14 protein-coding genes are annotated in these 18,509 nt (G+C 71.7%); 7 read left to right on the top strand and 7 right to left on the bottom strand.

Translation table 11 applies throughout. From position 1 onward, the window contains the following. Positions 1-14 precede the first annotated feature (14 nt). Positions 15-485, top strand: a complete 471-nt coding sequence (locus ABD385_RS01775) for an acyl-CoA thioesterase (protein WP_344573039.1) — start codon at positions 15-17, stop codon at positions 483-485. Positions 486-520: 35 nt separating this feature from the next. Here ABD385_RS01775 and ABD385_RS01770 read toward each other — a convergent pair whose 3' ends face one another. Next, positions 521-1,303, bottom strand: a complete 783-nt coding sequence (locus ABD385_RS01770; RefSeq protein ID WP_344573038.1) for a DeoR/GlpR family DNA-binding transcription regulator — start codon at positions 1,301-1,303, stop codon at positions 521-523. 288 nt (positions 1,304-1,591) lie between these two features. Here ABD385_RS01770 and ABD385_RS01765 point away from each other — a divergent pair, with 288 nt between their 5' ends. The 5 genes from ABD385_RS01765 to ABD385_RS01745 are packed head-to-tail and all read left to right on the top strand — an operon-like array spanning position 1,592 to position 7,610. Beyond that, entirely contained in the window at positions 1,592-2,914 is a 1,323-nt protein-coding gene (locus ABD385_RS01765; protein WP_344573037.1) for an MFS transporter, read from the top strand. Next, on the top strand, positions 2,914-4,461 hold the full coding sequence (locus ABD385_RS01760) for an FGGY family carbohydrate kinase (RefSeq protein ID WP_344573036.1): 1,548 nt from the start codon (positions 2,914-2,916) through the stop codon (positions 4,459-4,461). The genes ABD385_RS01765 and ABD385_RS01760 overlap by 1 nt, the downstream gene beginning before the upstream one ends. Next, entirely contained in the window at positions 4,454-5,971 is a 1,518-nt protein-coding gene (locus ABD385_RS01755) for an FGGY-family carbohydrate kinase (RefSeq protein WP_344573035.1), read from the top strand. Before ABD385_RS01760 ends, ABD385_RS01755 begins: the two co-directional genes overlap by 8 nt. Further along, positions 5,968-6,588 carry a histidine phosphatase family protein gene (locus ABD385_RS01750; protein ID WP_344573034.1) on the top strand — a complete coding sequence of 207 codons (621 nt, stop codon included), beginning with the start codon at positions 5,968-5,970 and terminating at the stop codon, positions 6,586-6,588. Before ABD385_RS01755 ends, ABD385_RS01750 begins: the two co-directional genes overlap by 4 nt. Beyond that, on the top strand, positions 6,585-7,610 hold the full coding sequence (locus ABD385_RS01745) for a 2-hydroxyacid dehydrogenase (RefSeq protein WP_344573033.1): 1,026 nt from the start codon (positions 6,585-6,587) through the stop codon (positions 7,608-7,610). The genes ABD385_RS01750 and ABD385_RS01745 overlap by 4 nt, the downstream gene beginning before the upstream one ends. Before the next feature lie 70 nt (positions 7,611-7,680). Here ABD385_RS01745 and lysX read toward each other — a convergent pair whose 3' ends face one another. After that, positions 7,681-10,995, bottom strand: coding sequence for a bifunctional lysylphosphatidylglycerol synthetase/lysine--tRNA ligase LysX (gene lysX / locus ABD385_RS01740; RefSeq protein WP_344573032.1), 3,315 nt, complete (start codon positions 10,993-10,995; stop codon positions 7,681-7,683). Positions 10,996-11,154: 159 nt separating this feature from the next. Continuing rightward, on the bottom strand, positions 11,155-11,973 hold the full coding sequence (locus ABD385_RS01735; protein WP_344573031.1) for an Ig-like domain-containing protein: 819 nt from the start codon (positions 11,971-11,973) through the stop codon (positions 11,155-11,157). 328 nt (positions 11,974-12,301) lie between these two features. Here ABD385_RS01735 and ABD385_RS01730 point away from each other — a divergent pair, with 328 nt between their 5' ends. Next, positions 12,302-12,496: a hypothetical protein gene (locus tag ABD385_RS01730; protein WP_016578626.1), complete on the top strand. Its 195-nt coding sequence runs from the start codon at positions 12,302-12,304 to the stop codon at positions 12,494-12,496. Between the two features lie 426 nt (positions 12,497-12,922). Here ABD385_RS01730 and ABD385_RS01725 read toward each other — a convergent pair whose 3' ends face one another. The 4 genes from ABD385_RS01725 to ABD385_RS01710 all read right to left on the bottom strand — a co-directional run bounded on the left by ABD385_RS01725 (position 12,923) and on the right by ABD385_RS01710 (position 18,307). Further along, the gene (locus ABD385_RS01725; protein WP_344573030.1) at positions 12,923-14,218 is read right to left on the bottom strand and encodes a phosphodiester glycosidase family protein; all 1,296 of its coding nucleotides are present in this window, start codon (positions 14,216-14,218) and stop codon (positions 12,923-12,925) included. Between the two features lie 202 nt (positions 14,219-14,420). Beyond that, positions 14,421-15,065, bottom strand: a complete 645-nt coding sequence (locus tag ABD385_RS01720; protein WP_344573029.1) for an N-acetylmuramoyl-L-alanine amidase — start codon at positions 15,063-15,065, stop codon at positions 14,421-14,423. A gap of 268 nt (positions 15,066-15,333) precedes the next feature. Further along, positions 15,334-16,749: a family 2B encapsulin nanocompartment shell protein gene (locus tag ABD385_RS01715; protein WP_344573028.1), complete on the bottom strand. Its 1,416-nt coding sequence runs from the start codon at positions 16,747-16,749 to the stop codon at positions 15,334-15,336. A gap of 145 nt (positions 16,750-16,894) precedes the next feature. After that, positions 16,895-18,307 carry a family 2B encapsulin nanocompartment shell protein gene (locus tag ABD385_RS01710; protein WP_344573027.1) on the bottom strand — a complete coding sequence of 471 codons (1,413 nt, stop codon included), beginning with the start codon at positions 18,305-18,307 and terminating at the stop codon, positions 16,895-16,897. Between the last annotated feature and the right edge of the window lie 202 nt (positions 18,308-18,509).

The following is an 18,509-nucleotide window of genomic DNA, read 5'->3' as shown; positions in this document are numbered from 1 at the left end:
AGACAGGAGCGATCGTGACCGAAGCGACGCAGGCGACAGCCGAGACGGACACGGCCGCGCCCTTCACCGTGCCGATCACCGTCCGGGGCTACGAGACCGACACCCAGGGCCACCTCAACCAGAGCGTCTACCTCCAGTACGCCGAGCACGCCCGCTGGTCCCTCCTCCAGGCCGCCGGCATCCCGCAGCGCGCCCTGGTGGCCCGCGGCATCGGCCCGGTCACCGTCGAAACCACCATCCGCTACCTACGGGAACTCCACGCCGGCGACGAGGTCGAGGTCAGCTGCCGCTTCGTGTGGGGCGAGCGGAAGACCTTCGTGATCGAGCAGTCCGTCCACCGGACCGACGACGGCACCCTCGCCGCCGAGATCCGCGCGGTCTGCGGAATCCTGGACCTCACCGCACGCCGACTCGTGAGCGACCCGCGCACCGCCCTCGGCGAACTCGCCACCGACCCCGCACTCCTGGGCCTCGACCAGCCGTAGGCGCGCCCGCCCACACCACCGCACGGCCCGCCCCCTCACGACCGCTGCGGCACCACCGTCACCTCCGTGCCGGCCGCCCGCACCGCCCGCACCTGCTCCGCCGGCAGCCCGTCATCGGTGATCACCAGGTCGAAGTCGGTCAGCGGCGCCAGCGCGTACAGCCCGTCCTTGGCGAACTTGGTGTGGTCGACGAGCAGCACCCGGCGCGCCGCGCTCTCCATCATCGCCCGCTTGACCTGCACCGTCTCCGGCGACGTGTGGTAGCAACGGCCCTTGGCGACGGCCGTCGTCGACAGGAACAACACGTCCGCCCGGTAGGCCCGCACCGCGTCCGCGGTGTGCAGCCCCATGAACGCGTCGTACGCCGGGAAGTACGCCCCGCCCAGCGTGATCAGCGAGATCCCCGGCGCCTTGGCCAGCGTCGTGATCGCCGGCAGCGAATTGGTGAGCACCGTCAGCGGCGCGTGCTCGGGCGCCTGGTGCGCCAACATCAGACAGGTGGTGCTGTCGTCCAACAGCACCGTCTGCCCCGGCGCCAGCAACGCCGCCGCGGCCCGCGCCAACGCCTGCTTCGTCGCCGCCATCGTCGCCATCCGCTCCGCGACCGTGCCGTGGAAGTGCGCCGACGGCAGCCCCGTCGCCCCGCCCCGCACCTTCCGCAACCAGCCCTGCGCCTGGAGCGCGTCCAGGTCCCGATGAGCGGTCATCAGGCTGATCCCGAACTCCGCGGTCAGCTCCGCGGTCCGCACGAACCCCCGCGCGAGCACCGCCTCCCGGACCCGGCGCCGCCGTTCCTCCTGGGCCTCGACCCGGTCCATCGCCCCGTTCCCTCCGGTTCGCACCCGCGGTCACCCACGTGAAGGCGCCGCGTGATGTTCACACGAAGGTAACGCGGGGTGCGGGGTGCAGGTGCCCACCGGATGCGGTGCCGCCCCGATGCATCACGGCAGCTCCCCGCCGCGACGGGAAGATTCCGGCGCCCCTTGACGGCCCTTTCGCGCGAGCGGTTGCATCACCGCGTCGTCCACCGGCCCCCACGGCTCCCGCCACCCCTCCGCCGGCCCGGACCACCCGCATCCGTCCCGCCGCACACAAGGGGAGCTTCGATGACGAACCCTCCGCCGCCCGCGCCCCGCGCGCTCCTGGCCCGCCTCGGCATCCCACCGACCCTCGCCTGGGGATACCTCGGACTGCTCCTCTTCATGATCGGCGACGGCGTCGAATCCGGGTACCTCTCGCCGTACCTCGTCGACCGCGGCATCCCTGAATCCCGGGTCGCCCTGCTCTTCACCGTCTACGGCATCGCCGCGAGCCTCGCCGCCTGGCTCTCCGGAGTCCTGTGCGACCTGTGGGGCCCGCGCCGCGTGATGGCGACCGGCCTGACCGTCTGGGCCGCCTTCCAACTCCTCTTCCTCACCGCCGCGCTCCCGCTCACCAGCTACCCCCTGATGCTCCTCGGCTACGGCCTGCGCGGCCTGGGCTACCCGCTCTTCGCCTACGGCTTCCTCGTCTGGATCGCCGGCGTGGCACCCCGGGCCCGCCTCGGCACCGCCATGGGCTGGTTCTGGTTCGCCTTCACCGGCGGACTCCCCACCCTCGGCTCCCTCGTGGCCGGCGGCCTGATCCCGCACCTCGGCGCCTACGCCACGCTCTGGGCCGCCCTCGTACTGGTCGTCGCCGGCGGACTGACCGCACTGCTGCTGGTCCGCGACGCACACGGCGCCCGCCGCCCCCGGACCGCGGGGGAGCGGCCCCTGGCCACCCTCGTCGGCAGCATCACCGTCCTGTGGCGCAACCCCCGGGTCGGCGCCGGCTCCCTCGTCCGGGTCATCAACACCGCCTCGCAGTTCGGCTTCTTCGTCGTCCTGCCGGTGCACTTCACCAAGACCGTGGGCTTCACCCTCACCCAATGGCTGCACCTGCTCAGCGCCATGTTCGCCACCAACATCTTCGCCAACCTGCTGTTCGGCGCGGTCGGCGACCGCATCGGCTGGCGCCGCACCATCGCCTGGTGCGGCGGCGCCGGCTGCACCCTGAGCACCCTGCTGCTGTTCTACGTCCCCACCGCCGCCGGCCCCAACTTCCCGCTCGCCCTCCTGGTTGCCGCGTGCTACGGCGCTACTCTGGCGGGATACGTACCGATATCAGCGTTGATGCCCTCATTGGAACCGCGACACAAGGGCCAGGCACTGGCAGCGCTCAACCTCGGCGCCGGCGCCAGCACCTTCGTCGGACCCGCCGTCGTCGCCGCCTTCGTCGGGCCGCTCGGCATCGAAGGAGTGGTCTGGATCTTCGCGGGGATGCACGCGGTGAGCTGCGCCCTCACCCCCTTCCTGAAACTGCCGGACCCGCCCGAACCGGCAGCCACCCACCGCACCGCCGTCGCCGCGCACACCACCGAAGGCCCCGGCGCGAAGGGACTGCGCTGATGTCCGTACTCACCATCGACGCCGGCACCACCGTCATCAAGTCCGTCGTCTTCGACGACCAGGGCAACGAGACCGCCGTCTCCCGCAGCGCCACCCCCGTCCTGCGCCCCCACCCCGGCTGGGCCGAACAGGACATGGACGCCGTCTGGCGGGCCGTCGTCCACACCGTCCGCGACGTGCTCACCGACCTCACCGACCCGGTCCGGCTGATCGCCTTCACCGCCCAGGGCGACGGCGCCTGGCTCGTCGACGACCACGACCGCCCCACCGGCCCCGCCATCCTCTGGTCCGACGGCCGGGCCGGCGCCCTCCTCACCACCTGGCAGCACGACGGCCTCCTCGACGCCGCCTTCCGCCGCAACGGCTCCCTGACCTGCGCCGGCATGCCCAACGCCCTCTTCGCCTGGCTCGCCGCCCACGACCCCGACCGCCTCGCCCGCTCCACCACCTCGCTCACCGCCGCCGGCTGGCTCTTCCTCCGCCTCACCGGCATCCGCGCCACCGACGAATCCGACGCCTCCGCCCCCTTCCTCGACCACACCACCGGCGCCTACGACCCCGCCATCCTCGACCTCTTCGGCCTCACCGACCACGCCCGCCTCCTGCCCACCGTCCTCACCGAGGACCAACGGACCGCCGAACTCACCCCCACCGCCGCCGACCAACTCGGCCTCCCCGCCGGCCTCCCCGTCGTCATGGCCCCCTACGACATCGCCGCCACCGCCCGCGGCGTCGGCGTCGTCAACCCCGGCCAGGCGTGCAGCATCCTCGGCACCACCCTGTGCACCGAAATCGTCCGCACCGACATCGACACCACCGGCGAACCCTCCGGCGTCACCATCGCCTACCGCGGCCGCGACCGCGTCCTACGCGCCTTCCCCACCCTCAACGGCGCCGAAGTCCTCGGCTGGGCCGCCCGCCTCCTCCACCTGCCCGGACCCCCCGAACTCGCCCGCCTCGCCTTCCAAGCCGAACCCGGCGCCCACGGCCTGACGTTCCTGCCCTACCTGTCACCCGCCGGCGAACGCGCCCCCTTCCTCGACCCCGGCGCCCGCGGCTCCTTCTGGGGCCTGTCCCTCGACCACACCCCCGCCGACCTCGCCCGCGCCGTCTTCGACGGACTCTCCCTCGTCGTGCGCGACTGCCTGACCGCCGCCCGCACCGACGTCACCGAACTGCGCCTGTGCGGCGGCGGCGCCAACAGCGACGCCTGGTGCGCCCTGATCGCCGACGCCACCGGCGTGCCCACCGCCCGCTCCGGCGACACCGAGATCGGCGCCAAGGGCGCCTTCCTCACCGGTCTGGTCCGCACCGGCGCCGTCAGCAGCCTGCACCGCGCCGCCGACACCTACGTCCACGTGCAACGCCGCTGGCAACCCGACCCGGAGCGCACCGCGTTCTACGCCGCCCTCCACGAGGACTTCCTCACCTGGCGCGGCCTCGCCCGCACCGCCGGCTGGCGCACCACCGCCACCTGGCGCCCGGACTCCACCACCCGCCGCACCCACCCCGCCGAGCAACCCGCCCCAGGAGGCATCCGTGTCTGACCCGCACGCCCCCGGACCCACCGGCCACCACCCCGGCCCCGACGGCATCTGGCTCGGCCTCGACCTCGGCACCCAAAGCGCCCGCTGCCTCGCCGTCGACGGCACCGGCACCCTCCTCGCCACCGCCACCCGCCCCCTCACCAGCAAACGCACCGGCAACCGCCACGAGCAAGACCCCCACCAGTGGTGGACCGCGCTCGCCGAAGCCTGCCGCGAAGCCCTCACCGGACTCGACACCCGCCGCATCCGAGGACTGGCGATCGACGGCACCTCCGGCACCCTCCTCCTCACCGACCCCAACGGCACCCCCCGCACCCCCGGCCTCATGTACGACGACGGCCGCGCCACCGACCAGGCCGAAGCCGTCAACGCCGCCGGCGCACCCGTCTGGCAGGAACTCGGCTACCGCACCATGCCGCCCTCCTGGGCCCTGCCCAAACTCCGCTGGCTCCTCGACGACGACCCCACCCTGCGCACCGGCTCCCGCCTCCTGCACCAAGTCGACCTGATCACCTGGAAACTCGCCGGCCACCAACTCCCCACCGACACCAGCCACGCCCTCAAAACCGGCTACCACCTCATCGACGAACGCTGGCCGCACGACGTCACCGACCACCTCGGCATCCCCACCGACCTGCTACCCGACGTCGTCCGCCCCGGCACCGTCCTCGGCACCGTCTGCCCGGCCGCCGCCGACGCCACCCACATCCCCGCCGGCACCACCATCGTCGCCGGCATGACCGACGGCTGCGCCGCCCAGATCGGCGCCGGCGCCCTCACCCCCGGCGCCTGGAACGCCGTCCTCGGCACCACCCTCGTCCTCAAAGGCAGCAGCGACCACCTCGTCCGCGACCCCGCCGGCGTCGTCTACTGCCACCGCGGCCCCGGCGACACCTGGCTGCCCGGCGGCGCCTCCAGCAGCGGCGCCGGCGTCATCTCCCAGTACTTCCACGGCGAGAACCTCGACGTCCTCACCGACCAGGCCGCCGCCCTCGACCCCGACGCCGTCGCCTACCCCCTCGTCTCCACCGGCGGCGAACGCTTCCCCTTCCGCGCCCCCGAAGCCGAACCCTTCATCCTCGGCGACACCCCCACCCGCGCCACCGCCTTCCACTCCTACCTCCTCGGCGTCGCCTGCCTCGAACGCCTCTGCTTCGACTACCTCGACCTCCTCGACGCCCCCACCGACGGCCCCCTCACCTACACCGGCGGCGGCGCCCGCAACACCTACTGGTGCCGCCTGCGCGCCGAAGTCCTCGGCCGCACCGTCCACGTCCCCGAACACGCCGAAGGCGGCCTCGGCATGGCCGTCCTCGCCGCCACCTCCACCGGCGCCACCCTCACCGAAGCCGCCACCGCCATGGTCCACCCCGGCACCGCGATCCGCCCCGCCCCCGACCGCACCACCCGCTACCTCCCCGTCTACCACCGCTTCGTCGACGAACTCACCCGCCGCGGCTGGCTCGCCCCCACCGTCGCCGACCACGCCCTCAGGAGGGCCACCCAGTGACCGACTTCCTCCTCGTCCGCCACGGCGAGACCGTCTGGCACGCGGAGAACCGCTACGCCGGCCGCTCCGACGTCCCCCTCACCGACCGCGGCCGCGCACAGGCCCGCACCCTCGCCCACTGGGCCACCACCGCCGACCTCACCGCCATCTGGACCTCCCCCCTCTCCCGCGCCCGCCTCACCGCCGCCCCCGCCGCCGACGCCTGCGGACTCACCCCGCACGTCGACGAACGCCTCTACGAACTCGACTTCGGCCAGGGCGAGGGCCTCACCCGCGACGAAATGCGCCAACGCTTCCCGCGCGGCGTCGCCGACTTCCTCGCCGACCCCGCCGACCACCACCTCCCCGGCGGCGAACACCCCCGCAACGCCGCCGAACGCGCCGCCGCCTGCCTCACCGACATCGCCCGCGACCAACCCCACGGCCGCATCCTCGTCGTCGCCCACTCCACCCTCATCCGCGTCCTGCTCTGCCACCTCCTCGGCATCCCCCTCGCCGCATACCGCCGCACCTTCCCCCACCTCGACAACGGCGCACTCACCGAAATCCGCCTCAACGGCAACCACACCGCCCTCCTCCGCCTCAACGCCCCCACCCAGGAGAAGACCCCCGCATGACCACCACCGTCCTCGCCGCCGGCAACCACTTCATCCACCCCGACCTCCTCAGCGCCGCCGTACGCACCGCGGCCGGGGACACCCCACTCGACATACGCGAAATCCAATTCGGCTGGCCCCACACCCCCCTCGGCCCCGTCGCCGAAGTCACCGAGGCATCCGGCACCGAAGACGAGATGATCCAAGCCCTCCAAGGCGTCGAGATCTGCGTCACCGAACACGGCCCCCTCACCGCCCGCATCCTCGCCAACTGCCCTGACCTCAAGCTCTTCTGCACCAGCCGCGGCGGCCCCGTCAACGCCAACCTCGACGCCGCCACCCGCCACGGCGTCGCCGTCTGCAACGCCCCCGGCCGCAACGCCACCGCCACCGCCGAACACACCCTCACCCTGCTCCTGGCCGCCGCCCGCGGCGTCGGCGACACCCACACCGACCTCCGCCGCGGCATCTGGCGCGGCGACTACTACGACTACGACAACTGCGGCATCGAGATCGACGGCACCACCATCGGCCTCATCGGCTTCGGCGCCATCGGCAGCCGCGTCGCCAAGGTCCTGCACGCCATGGGCGCCCACATCCTCGTCCACGACCCCTACGTCCACCCCGACGCCCTCACCGGCCTCGCCGAACAGGTCCCCCTCGACGCACTCCTCACCCGCTCCCGCATCGTCTCCCTGCACGCCCGCGTCACCCCCGAGACCACCGGCATGATCGGACCCGCCCAACTCGCCGCCATGCCCCACGGCTCGATCCTGATCAACTGCGCCCGCGGCGCCCTCCTCGACTACGACGCGGTCTGCGACGCCCTGGAATCCGGCCAACTCGCCGGCGCCGGCTTCGACGTCTTCCCCGAAGAACCCGTCCCCGCCCACTCCCGCCTGCTCACCGCCCCCGGCGTCGTCCTCACCCCGCACATCGCCGGCGGCAGCAGGCAGGTCGCCCACAAGGCCGCCGAGATCGTCGCCGGCGACGTCGGCCGCTACCTGCGCGGCGAACCCCTCCACCACCAAGCCAACGCCTGACCCACCCCACAACAGGACGGCCCGCCTCGAAAGGCGGGCCGTCCCGTCACTGCACTTCCCCGTACGCCGGTCAGCGCCTCCGCACCAACGGGAACGGCAACGTCTCCCGGATCGACAGACCCGTCAGGAACATCACCAACCGGTCCACACCGATACCCAGACCACCGGTCGGCGGCATCGCGTACTCCAGCGCCTGGAGGAAGTCCTCGTCCAACTCCATCGCCTCCGGATCACCACCGGCCGCCAGCAACGACTGCGCGGTCAGCCGCCGCCGCTGCTCCACCGGATCCGTCAACTCCGAGTACGCAGTACCCAATTCGGTACCGAACGCCACCAGGTCCCAACGCTCCGCCAGCCGCGGATCCACCCGGTGCTGACGCGTCAACGGCGACACATCAGTCGGGAAGTCCTTGTAGAACGTCGGCAGCGTCGTCTTCTCCTCCACCAACCGCTCGTACATCTCCAACACCACGTCGCCGCGGCCCATCTCCGGCTTCACCGGCACCGCCGCGGCCTGGCACAGCCGCCGCAGCACCACCGGATCGGTGTCCGCGTCGACCTCCTCGCCCAACGCCTCGGAGATCGCCCCGTACACCGTCTTCACCGGCCAGATCCCCGAGATGTCATGCTCGACCAGGCGCCCGTTCTTGTCCGCCTTCCGCGCCGTCGCACTGCCGAACGCGGCGACGGCCGCACCCTGGATCAACTCCCGGGTCAGGTTCAGCATCACGTCGTAGTCGGCGAACGCCTGGTACGCCTCCAACATCGTGAACTCGGGATTGTGCTTGTACGAGATGCCCTCGTTGCGGAACGTCCGCCCCATCTCGAAGACCTTCTCCATACCACCCACACAGAGCCGCTTCAGATACAGCTCCGGCGCGATCCGCAGGTACAGGTCCAGGTCGTAGGCGTTGATGTGGGTGTGGAACGGACGGGCGTTCGCACCACCGTGGATCTGCTGCAACATCGGCGTCTCGACCTCCAGGTAACCCCGGTCGATCAGCCCCTGCCGCAGCGCCTGCACCGCCGTGCTCCGCGCCCGCACCGTCTCCCGCGCATCCGGCGACACCACCAGATCCACGTACCGCTGCCGCACCCGCGCCTCCGGGTCCGACAGCCCCCGCCGCTTGTCCGGCAACGGACGCAGACACTTGGCGGTCAACCGCCACCGCGTCACGAACACCGTCAACTCACCGCGGTCACTGGCGCCGACCTCACCCTCGGCCTCCACATGGTCACCGAGGTCCACGTCCGCACCGAAGCGGTCCAACAGCTCACCCGCCGCGTCCCGGGTCAACGCGATCTGCAGATCGCCCGACCAGTCCCGCAACTCCGCGAACAGCACACCACCATGATCCCGGACCAACAGCACCCGCCCGGCGACCGTCACCGTCTTACCGGTGCGCTCACCGGCCGCCAGCGCCCCGTACTCCGCACGCACCTGACCGAGCGTGTGCGTCCGCTGCACCCCGACCGGATACGGATCGGTACCCTCCTGACGCAGCCGCTCCAGCTTCTGGTGCCGCACCCGCACCTGCTCCGGCAGCGCGGCCAACTCCCGCTCCCGCTGCTCCGCCTCCGTCGCCGGCGCGGCCTGCACCAGACCCAACTCGTCCAACGACGGCAGCCCCGCGGTGCTCGCCGGCGCCAACACCCGCTTCTTGTGGCCCTTGCCCCACAACTTGCCCAGACTCGGCACCGCCACGAAACCCTCGGCGATGCCCGACGCCATGCCGATCCGCGCCAGCGCACCGGCATCCGCGTAACACAGGAACCGCGGGTACCACTCCGGGTGGTACTTCGAGTTCGACCGGTACAGCGCCTCCAACTGCCACCAACGCGAGAAGAACAGCAGCAACCGCCGCCACACCTTCAACACCGGACCCGCACCGATCCGCGCGCCCTCCTCGAAGGCCGACCGGAACACCGCGAAGTTCAACGAGACCCGACGCACACCCAGCGCCCCGGCCTGCACGCACAACTGCGCGACCATGAACTCCATCACGCCGTTCGGCGCACTGCGATCGCGCCGCATCACGTCCAGCGAGATGCCGTCCCGACCCCACGGCACGAACGACAGCAGCGCGATCATCTTCCCGTCGCCGTCGAACGCCTCGGCCAACAGGCAATCGCCGTCCTGCCCGTCCCCGAGCCGGTCCAGCGCCATCGAGAAGCCACGCTCGGTCTCGGTGTCCCGCCACGCGTCCGCCCGGTGGATGACCTCCTGCATCTCCGCATCGGTCAACTCCGCGTGCCGCCGCACCCGGAACGTCGCCCCGGTCCGCTCGACCCGGTTGACCGCCTGACGGGTGCCCCGCATGTCCCGGCCGTCCAGATCGAACTCCGAGACGTGCAAGATCGCCTCGTCACCGAGCTGCAACGCACCCAGCCCGGCCCGCGCGAACGCCTTGGCGCCGTCCTCGCTCGCCCCCATGACGGCCGGCTGCCAGCCGTACCGACCCGCGACCTCCAACCACGCGTCGATCGCCGGAGCCCACGCCTCCCGGTCACCGACCGGGTCACCACTGGCCAGACAGACGCCGGCCTCCACCCGGTACGTCACCGCGGCCTTGCCACTGGGGGAGAAGACCACCGCCTTGTCCCGACGGGTCGCGAAGTAACCCAGCGAGTCCTGGCTGCCGTACTTCGACAGCAGCGCCCGGATGCGGTCCTCCTCGTCACCGTGCAGCGCGGCCTCCATCCGCTGCGAACGGAACAGCGCGGCAGCGGCGTTGAGCAACGCGAGCGCGCCCAGCAGCCCGAGCAACGTACCGATCCAGTGCGGCGGGTGACCCTCCACGATCCGGCCGCCGACCAACCCACCGCAGACGCGGTTGGCCGCCCACAGCAACCGGTTGCCGCCACCGGCCTCCAACGAACCCGGCGCCAACGACACCACGCCCCAGCCGACCAGCACCGCGGCCACGAGACCACCGGCCAGCACCAGCGCCGCCCGCAGGAACGCACCGCGCCGGGTGATCGCGTAGAACTCCCGGTGCGAGACGAGGAGCAGCACCAGCGCCCCGGTGCACAGCGCCAGCGAGAAGCCGAACTCCCAGAACCCGGCCGCCAGGAACAGCGCGTCGGCGAGGACGTTCAGCACCATGTACGCGGCCACGAACCACAGCGCCACCCGTTTGCGCGCGGTCATCGCCGCGGCCAGGAGGAAGAGGAACGCGGCGTAGGCGAAGTTCGGCGCCACCGGGATCGTGAGCGTGTCCAGCCAGTAGATCACCGAGTGGAGCGTGCGCCGAAGGGGCCCGATCAGCGCCGTCAGGGCACAGAAGAGCCCCAGCAAGCTGAAGATGATGGCGAAGCCATTGGGGACGCGGCGCCGGAAGCGCAGCCACCCCGTGAGTTGATCCTGGTCCTGCACGGTGCTCATTCCGTCACATTAGGCTCTGAAAAGGGGTCGACAGTCCGACACGAGGCGCGTGCTCCGCCTCCGGCCCACTGCCGCTGCGACCGGCCGACCATCGAGGCTCCGGCCCGCCCCCTCTGTTGTCTGTCCCTCGCAGCGAGGGTTCGGTGACCCGTCACGGAGTCACCCACCTGGACCTTGCCATAACGCCGGCGTAAGTCCGAGTCCGGGCGTGCGGTACGCGTCAGAATCGAGGTCCGCCCGGACGGCCGTGCCCCGACCCACGGTGAACCGCAGCCCGTAGTCCTTGGTGAAGAAGCGCCCACCACCGGAGTCCACGCCGTTCAACTCGGCGCGCAGCGTCACCTTGGTGCCCGGCTTCCACTCCTGCTCCGGCCGCCAGACGATCCGGTCCTTGCCGTGGACCGACTTCCAGGTCCACGCCCCCGTCGTCCGGTTGTCGGTGGTCACGGTCAGCCGCCGCTCCACCGCCGTCCGGTCCCGCACCGGAAAAGCGAAGGTCAGGGTGATCGGATCGTGGACGCCCACCACCTCGCCGTGCGGCCGCGGGTCGAACGTCAGCCGGTTCCGCTTGGCCACCTTCCCGGTGGTCAGCGACTCCTTGGCCTCATCGGTGGCGCCCTGCGGATCCTTGGTCCGGGCCAGCACCGAGTACTTGGTGTCCGGCGCGGCCTTGGCCCGCGACGTCCACACCGTCGCGCCCGCACTGAACCCGCCGACGAGCTGCCGACCCCGAGGATCGGTCACCGTCACCTCGGTCAGCACCCCGCCGTCCGCACTCACCCGCAGCCGGTCACCGGCCTGCACCGTCGGTTGCCCACCGGCCGAACCGAGCCCCACCTTCACCGGCTGCCCCGGACTCGCCGAGGCCCGGGCCGCGTCGCAGGCCGCGAGCGTGCCGACACCGAGCACCGGCATCAGCGCGAGGGCGACGCACAACGACCGAGAGGGCCGGAACGGCCGGGCGGGGCTCAGGCTCATGAGCGGACTTTCCGTCGGTGTCTGGGAGGCGGCGGCAATGTCGGCCGCTAAGACGCTCAATCGCAACACCCCGTTGCGAGGAGTGAGGTGATCCATGCCACTTCTTTACCGACCCGTGGAACCGCCGCCGCACGCGCCGCTCCCCCCTCGACGAGGAGCGGGAACGACGCCCCGGCATCCCTCAACCGCCCACTCGGGTGACCGATCGGTGACCCGTAGTGATCACCCGTTCGGGCCACCACGTCGCGAACCGGACATACCCCGAAATGCGCCAAACTGGCCACCGCTCGCCGTCCGTTCGGGCGGTCGTCGAGGAGGTGTGGTGTCCATGGCTGTCTCCATCTCGGTCATCCTCTTGCTGGTGATCCTGATCGTGATCTTCCTGCGCAGCGGCAAGCTGAAGCTCTCGCACGCCATCGTCTGCGGACTGCTCGGCTTCTACCTGGCCGGCAGCAGCCTCGCGCCGGACATCCACCACGGCCTCGCCAACGCCGCCGAAGTCGTCAGCAGCGTCCGCCCGTGACCCTGCGCCACCGCAACTCCACGCCCCGCCCGCACCGCGTCAACCCACCGCTACACTGAGTGACGACCCCGGAACAATTAACTCTCCGTAATCGTTGCCGAACAAGGAAGCAGCAAGCGGGCACCCCGGCCCCGACCCACCCCACCCCTCACCCTCACGCCCGCCCCGACACAGCCCGCCCCGACGCCGTCCGCCCCGACGAGCGCTCACCGCCCACCGCTCGCACTCACCCGCCGCTCACCCTCGCCTCGCCCCCGCCTCGCCCCCCGCGTCACACCCCCCCGCGTCACACTGGCCCCTCACCAGCGCCCCGGCGGAAAGCTGCGGGAGGAGCGCGCCCCCGAGGCCCGCCGTCCCGGGCTGCGGCTCACCCGGGGGCGGAGTGCGCAACCCCGCGGGACCACCGGGGCGGGTCGGACCGTGGGCTCACCGGAGCGAGAAGACCCCCAGCGCATTGGCCACCGGGCGCTCCTTGCCGTCCGTGGGGTGGTTGCGCACCCGGACCTCGCCGTAGCGGTCCTCGGTGACGAACGTCGAGGAGCCGCCGCCGTCCAGGTCCGTCGCGTCGCGGGCGCCCAGCCGTGCCATCAGCCCCGCCAGTTCGCGGACCGTCAGCCCGGTCTGGTGCCGGCCCTTCTCGCCGTCCAGGGCCATCAGCAGCAGGGTGCGCCCGTGGTGCGCGATGCCGGCGGAGGTGCGCATCGTGACGGCGGTGGTGTCCAGGCCGGCCACGGGGCGTCCGCCGCGCAGCACCGGGAAGCCGCCGACCGCGCAGCGCAGCCGCCCCGGGCGGCGGCCGACGAGCCGGTGGCCGATCCGGACCCGCTGGCCGAGGTGCAGCGCCCGCAACCGTCGTGCGCCCTCCTCCCGGCCGACCAGCACCACGGACCCCGGCGCGATCGTGCCGGCACCCGGGCGCGGGGCGGTCTTCACCACCCGGCCGTGGCGGACGGTGACCTCGGCGGTGGTGGTGTCGCAGCCCGCCCCGCGGTCGGCGTCGGTGCCGCAGACCGCCCGCTCCCGGGAGACCCCGCCCCACCGGGCGGTGAACGCGCCGATGCCGCCCTGTGGCAGGGCGTACTGGTTCAGCCCGCGCAGCGGCCAGGTGCCCGCGGCGCTGTGGACGGTGCCGCGCAGGGCCAGGCGGTCCAGCCGGGCCCGGTGGTCGTAGCCGATGCCGAGCACGTCCTCGGTGCTGGCAGCGGAGGGGAGCGGCGGGCCGAAGCGCTGGCCGTCGGGCACCGCGCCCTTCAGCGCCCGTCCCGAGGAGACCTCGGGGCCGACCGACGAGCCGGTGACCTCCACCCCGGGGTGTTGTGCCTCGCTGATGTTGAAGAAGTCGCCGTTGACCGCCGCGACCGCCTCCCGGTCCCCGGCCAGTTCGGACACCGGGGCCCGGGCGGCCACCGCGGTCGGATGGAGCAGGTCCACGGAGACCTCGGGGTGGGACAGGTCCACGGTCAGCAGGTGGCCGCGGACGGTGCCGCGGGGCAGTGCCAGTCGGAACCCGGAGTACGTCACCCCGGGGGCGAGCCGCACCGGTGCGGTGCGGCTGAGGTGCGTGTTGCGCGTGAGGGGGGAGGGGGCCGGTGCGGTGCGGTCGACGGCCGCCGCCTGTGCCGTGCCCGCCACCGTGCCACCCACCAGGACGCCCCAGGCGACCACGCTCGCCGTCAGCGCGCGCATCGTGACCGTCCGGATGGTGCCCAACCGCTGCTTCATGACAGCCCCCTGACGTCGCGTCAACTGTTTCAGGTGGTGGCAGCGCTCACTATGGACCGCGGATGGCGGGATTTCGAACATCCGCGGAACGGTGCCGTGTCGCCTGGCGGGCGCCCGCCCGCCGGGCCGGGGCGACCGGTTCCGGCCCGACGGGGCGGCGCTCCCGATCGCCACAAGCCGGCGTCGTCACAAGCCGGCGTCGTCAGAAGTCGGCCAGGTCCTGCCAGAAGTTCGCGCCCCTGACCAGTTCCATGTAGTGGGCCCAGTCCCAGTACTGCCCGGGGTCGGTGTGGTCGGTGCCCGGGACCTCGACGTGCCCGATGATGTGCTCGCGGTCCTTGGGGATGTCGTAGCGCTCGCAGACGGCGGCGGTCAGCAGGGCCGAGCGGGCGTAGAGCGTCTCGGTGAACCACTTCGGTTCGTCGATCCAGCCCTCGTGCTCGATGCCGATGCTGCGGGTGTTGTAGCTCCAGTTGCCGGCGTGCCAGGCGACATCCCGTTCGCGGACGCACTGGGCGGTGTAGCCGTCCGAGGACCGGACGACGTAGTGCGCGGCGGCCTTGTGCGCGGGGTCCTGGAAGAGCCGCAAGGTGTCCGCGAAGGTCTCCTGCGTCACGTGGATGACGACGGTGTCGATCCGGTACTGCGCGGGGCGGTTGGCGGCGGTGTAGTTGGCGGCGTCGGCCGGGGTCCAGTGCACGGGCGGGTAGCCGGCGGACCGGGCCCGCCGCCTGCGCGGGGTGGCGGCGCCGGCCGCGGTCAGGGGAGTGAGTGCGGCGGCCGCGGCGAGTGCGGCGGCGCCGGTGAGCAGCCGCCGGCGGGCCGGGAAGTGCTGGTCGGGTTCCATGCGAACTCCTGACAAGGACCGAGGGGGGTCGCGTACATGTCACGCACGTGCCGGTGTGTTCATCATGCGCAACGGTGCGCGCGCTGCCAAGGGAATGGCCGGCGTGTCAATGGCTTGACCAAAGAAGGCCCACGCCGGGTGACCTGCGTCCAACGCCCCCCCCGGGCGGCCGGAACGGACGTCACCCGGGTGCCGTGCCGCGTCCCGACCCTGACGGCGGGTCAGTGCGGCGGGCGGCACCCGGGTGACGGGGCGTCCGGCCGGTCGCTCAGTGTCCGATCTCGACGTCCTCCAGGACGCCCAGCGCGTCCGGCACCAGCACCGCCGCCGAGTAGTAGGCGCTGACCAGGTATTGGATGACGGCCTGGTCGTTGATGCCCATGAACCGCACGGACAGGCCCGGTCGGTACTCGTCCGGGATGCCGGTCTGGTGGAGGCCGACCACGCCCTGGTTCTCCTCGCCGACCCGCAGGGCGAGGATCGAGCTGGTCTGGTCGGGGTTAATCGGGATCTTGTTGCAGGGCAGCAGCGGGATGCCGCGCCAGGCGCGCACCGGCGCCCCCTCGAACTCCGCGGTAGCCGGGTAGATGCCGCGGGCGTTCCACTCCCGTCCGATGGCCGCGATGGTCCGCGGATGCGCCAGCAGGAACTGCGTCTTGCGGCGCCGGGAGATCAGCTCGTCGAGGTCGTCGGGCGTGGGCGGGCCGCTGCGGGTGTGGATGCGCTGCTTGAGGTCGGCGTTGTGCAGCAGGCCGAACTCGCGGTTGTTGACCATCTCGTGTTCCTGGCGCTCGCGCAGCGCCTCCACGGTGAGTCGCAGCTGCTGGTCCAGCTGGTTCATCGGGTCGTTGTAGAGGTCGGCCACCCGCGAGTGGATCTTCAACACGGTCTGCGCGACGCTCAGTTCGTACTCCCGCGGCGCCCGCTCGTAGTCCACGAAGGTGCCCGGCAGTGCCGGCTCGCCGACGTGTCCCGCGGCGAGTTCGATGGCCGCCTCGCCGTGCTTGTTCTGTGCCGGGACGAGCGCGGTGCGGACGTTCTCGACGTGCTCGCGCAGCGCCGCCGAACGGCCCAGGACCTCTTCGTAGTCGCCGCGGGAGAGGGTGAGGACGGTGCCGCGGGTGGCCGCGCGCAGCGTGAACTCCCACTCGGCGTCCGGCGCCAGCAGCGCGGCGTCGCCGGCCGCGTCACCGCCGGCGAGGACCGCGGTCACCGTGTCGTCGCCGTACTTGCCGGTGCCGATCCGCTCGACCTTGCCGTGCGCGATCAGGATGACCTGGTCGGTGGTGGTGCCCTTGGTGGCGAGGACGTCGCCGGGGACGACGTCCCGCTGGGTGAAGCGGCCGGCGAGTTCCTGGAGCGTGGGGTCGTCGGTGAAGCCGCGCAGCGGCGCCAGCTCGCGCAGCTCCTGCGGGATGACCCGGACCTCGGAGCCCTCGGTGACGAATTCGACCTCGCCGTCGCCCAGGGTGTGGGTCAGGCGGCGGTTGACCCGGTAGGTGCCGCCGGAGACCTGCGTCCACGGCAGGATCCGCAGCAGCCACCGCGAAGAGATCCCCTGCATCTGCGGCGGGGTCTTGGTGGTGGTCGCCAGGTTGCGGGCGGCCGCGGTGTCCAGGCTGGACCGGTGCTGTGCGGAGCCGTCGGTCTGCGGGCCGGACGTGGGATCCACGGATGTGGTCATGCGGGGAGTCACCTGTTCCGATCGGTGCGTAAAGCGTGGTAGGCAAAACGTGGTGAAAAGCGCGGGAAATTACTCAAGAGCGGGGTGGAGGGTGCGGTACTGCCGGTCCGCGCGGTGCGGCAGTCGCTATCCGGAGATTTCCCGCTCAACGCCCGATTTCTACGTCTTCCAGGACGCCCAGGGCGTCGGGGACGAGAACGGCCGCGGAATAGTAGGCGCTGACGAGATAGTTCATGACGGCCTTGTCGTCGATGCCCATGAACCGCACCGAAAGGCTCGGCTCGTACTCATCGGGAATTCCGCTGCGGTGCAGTCCGACGACGCCCTGCTTGTCCTCGCCGGTGCGCATCAGCAGCACCGAGCTGGTGCCGTGCTCCGTCACCGGGATCTTGTTGCAGGGGAAGATCGGCACTCCGCGCCAGGACGGCAGCGAGTGGCCGTTGAAGTCCACCGCGTCCGGGTAGAGCCCGCGGGCGCTGCACTCCCGGCCGATCGCGGCGATCGCCTTGGGGTGGGCCAGCAGGAAGCCCGGGTCCTTCCAGACCGTCGCGAGGAGGTCGTCGAGGTCGTCGGGGGTGGGCGGGCCGCTGCGGGTGTGGATGCGCTGGGTCAGGGCGGCGTTGTGCAGCAGCCCGAACTCGCGGTTGTTGATCATCTCGTGCTCCTGGCGCTCGCGCAGCGCCTGCACGGTGAGCTTGAGCTGTTCCTCGACCTGGTTCATCGGGTCGCTGTAGAGGTCGCCGACCCGGGTGTGGGAGCGCAGGACGGTCTGCGCGACGCTGAGTTCGTACTCCCGGGGCTTGCGCTCGTAGTCGACGAACGTGCTGGACAGGGCTGGTTCGCCGTGGTGGCCGGAGGTGAGGGCGAGCGGGGGTTCGCCGCCGGTGCCGGTCGGCTGCGCGGCCCGGTGGCCGTCGGACGCGAGGTGGTCGCGCAGGGCCGGTGAGCGGCCGATGACCTCGTGGGCGTCCCGGTGCGCCAGGGCCATCACCGTCACCCGGGTCACCGCCCGGTAGGTGAACTCCCACTCCCCGTCCGCGCCGTCGAGCGCGGCGTCGCCGAGGTGGTCGCCGCCGGCCAGGGCTTCGAGGACGGTCTCGTCGCCGTACTTGCCGGTGCCGATCCGGTCGACCCGACCGTGCGCGATCAGCACGACCCGGTCGTGCGGCGCACCCGCCTGAGCGATCAACTCACCCGGGGCGTACTCGTGTTGGGCGAATCGCTCGCCGAGCGCCGAGAGCACCTCGGTGTCGGTGAAGTCCCGCAGGGCGGGCAGTTCGCGCAGCTCGTCGGGGATGATCGTGACCGCGCTGCCGTCGATGTCGAAGTCGATCCGCCCGTCGCCGACGGTGTACGCCAGACGCCGGTTGACACGGTACGTACCGCCCGAGACCTGGACCCAGGGCAGCAGCCGCAGCAGCCAGCGGGAGGTGATCCCCTGCATCTGCGGCGCGGTCTTGGTGGTCGTCGCCAAATTCCGTGCAGCGGCCGTACTCAGGCTGGAAATTTGGCTCTCTTCGGCGCTTCCGGTCAGCGTTTCGCCGGGAATCGTCACCATGTCACCTATCTCGTCGAGGCTGCGGCGTGGAACACCGGGCAGAACTCAACGAAGACCCCCGGCAGCTCGCCGCCGCCTCGAAGATAGCGGCGTTGATTTTATCGACACAATCGCTCGATTGGGTGGCATGGAATTGAGTTTCCATGGAAAGGGTTTAGATCTTTCGGTGCAGGGCAAGGTGTGCCGGGGCGGTGATCGCGGA

The sequence above is a fragment of the Streptomyces lunalinharesii genome (assembly GCF_039532155.1).
In the GTDB taxonomy this organism is placed as follows: Bacteria; Actinomycetota; Actinomycetes; order Streptomycetales; family Streptomycetaceae; genus Streptomyces; species Streptomyces lunalinharesii.
This window is presented reverse-complemented; position numbering and strand designations above follow the sequence as displayed.

Excerpts from the sequence above, each read along its gene's own strand:
- ABD385_RS01760 (WP_344573036.1), top strand. The coding sequence starts at position 2,914 with ATGTCCGTACTCACCATCGACGCCGGCACCACCGTCATCAAGTCCGTC.
- ABD385_RS01735 (WP_344573031.1), bottom strand. The coding sequence starts at position 11,973 with ATGAGCCTGAGCCCCGCCCGGCCGTTCCGGCCCTCTCGGTCGTTGTGC.
- ABD385_RS01730 (WP_016578626.1), top strand. The coding sequence starts at position 12,302 with ATGGCTGTCTCCATCTCGGTCATCCTCTTGCTGGTGATCCTGATCGTG.
- ABD385_RS01745 (WP_344573033.1), top strand. The coding sequence starts at position 6,585 with ATGACCACCACCGTCCTCGCCGCCGGCAACCACTTCATCCACCCCGAC.
- lysX (WP_344573032.1), bottom strand. The coding sequence starts at position 10,995 with ATGAGCACCGTGCAGGACCAGGATCAACTCACGGGGTGGCTGCGCTTC.
- ABD385_RS01710 (WP_344573027.1), bottom strand. The coding sequence starts at position 18,307 with ATGGTGACGATTCCCGGCGAAACGCTGACCGGAAGCGCCGAAGAGAGC.
- ABD385_RS01725 (WP_344573030.1), bottom strand. The coding sequence starts at position 14,218 with ATGAAGCAGCGGTTGGGCACCATCCGGACGGTCACGATGCGCGCGCTG.
- ABD385_RS01720 (WP_344573029.1), bottom strand. The coding sequence starts at position 15,065 with ATGGAACCCGACCAGCACTTCCCGGCCCGCCGGCGGCTGCTCACCGGC.
- ABD385_RS01765 (WP_344573037.1), top strand. The coding sequence starts at position 1,592 with ATGACGAACCCTCCGCCGCCCGCGCCCCGCGCGCTCCTGGCCCGCCTC.
- ABD385_RS01770 (WP_344573038.1), bottom strand. The coding sequence starts at position 1,303 with ATGGACCGGGTCGAGGCCCAGGAGGAACGGCGGCGCCGGGTCCGGGAG.
- ABD385_RS01715 (WP_344573028.1), bottom strand. The coding sequence starts at position 16,749 with ATGACCACATCCGTGGATCCCACGTCCGGCCCGCAGACCGACGGCTCC.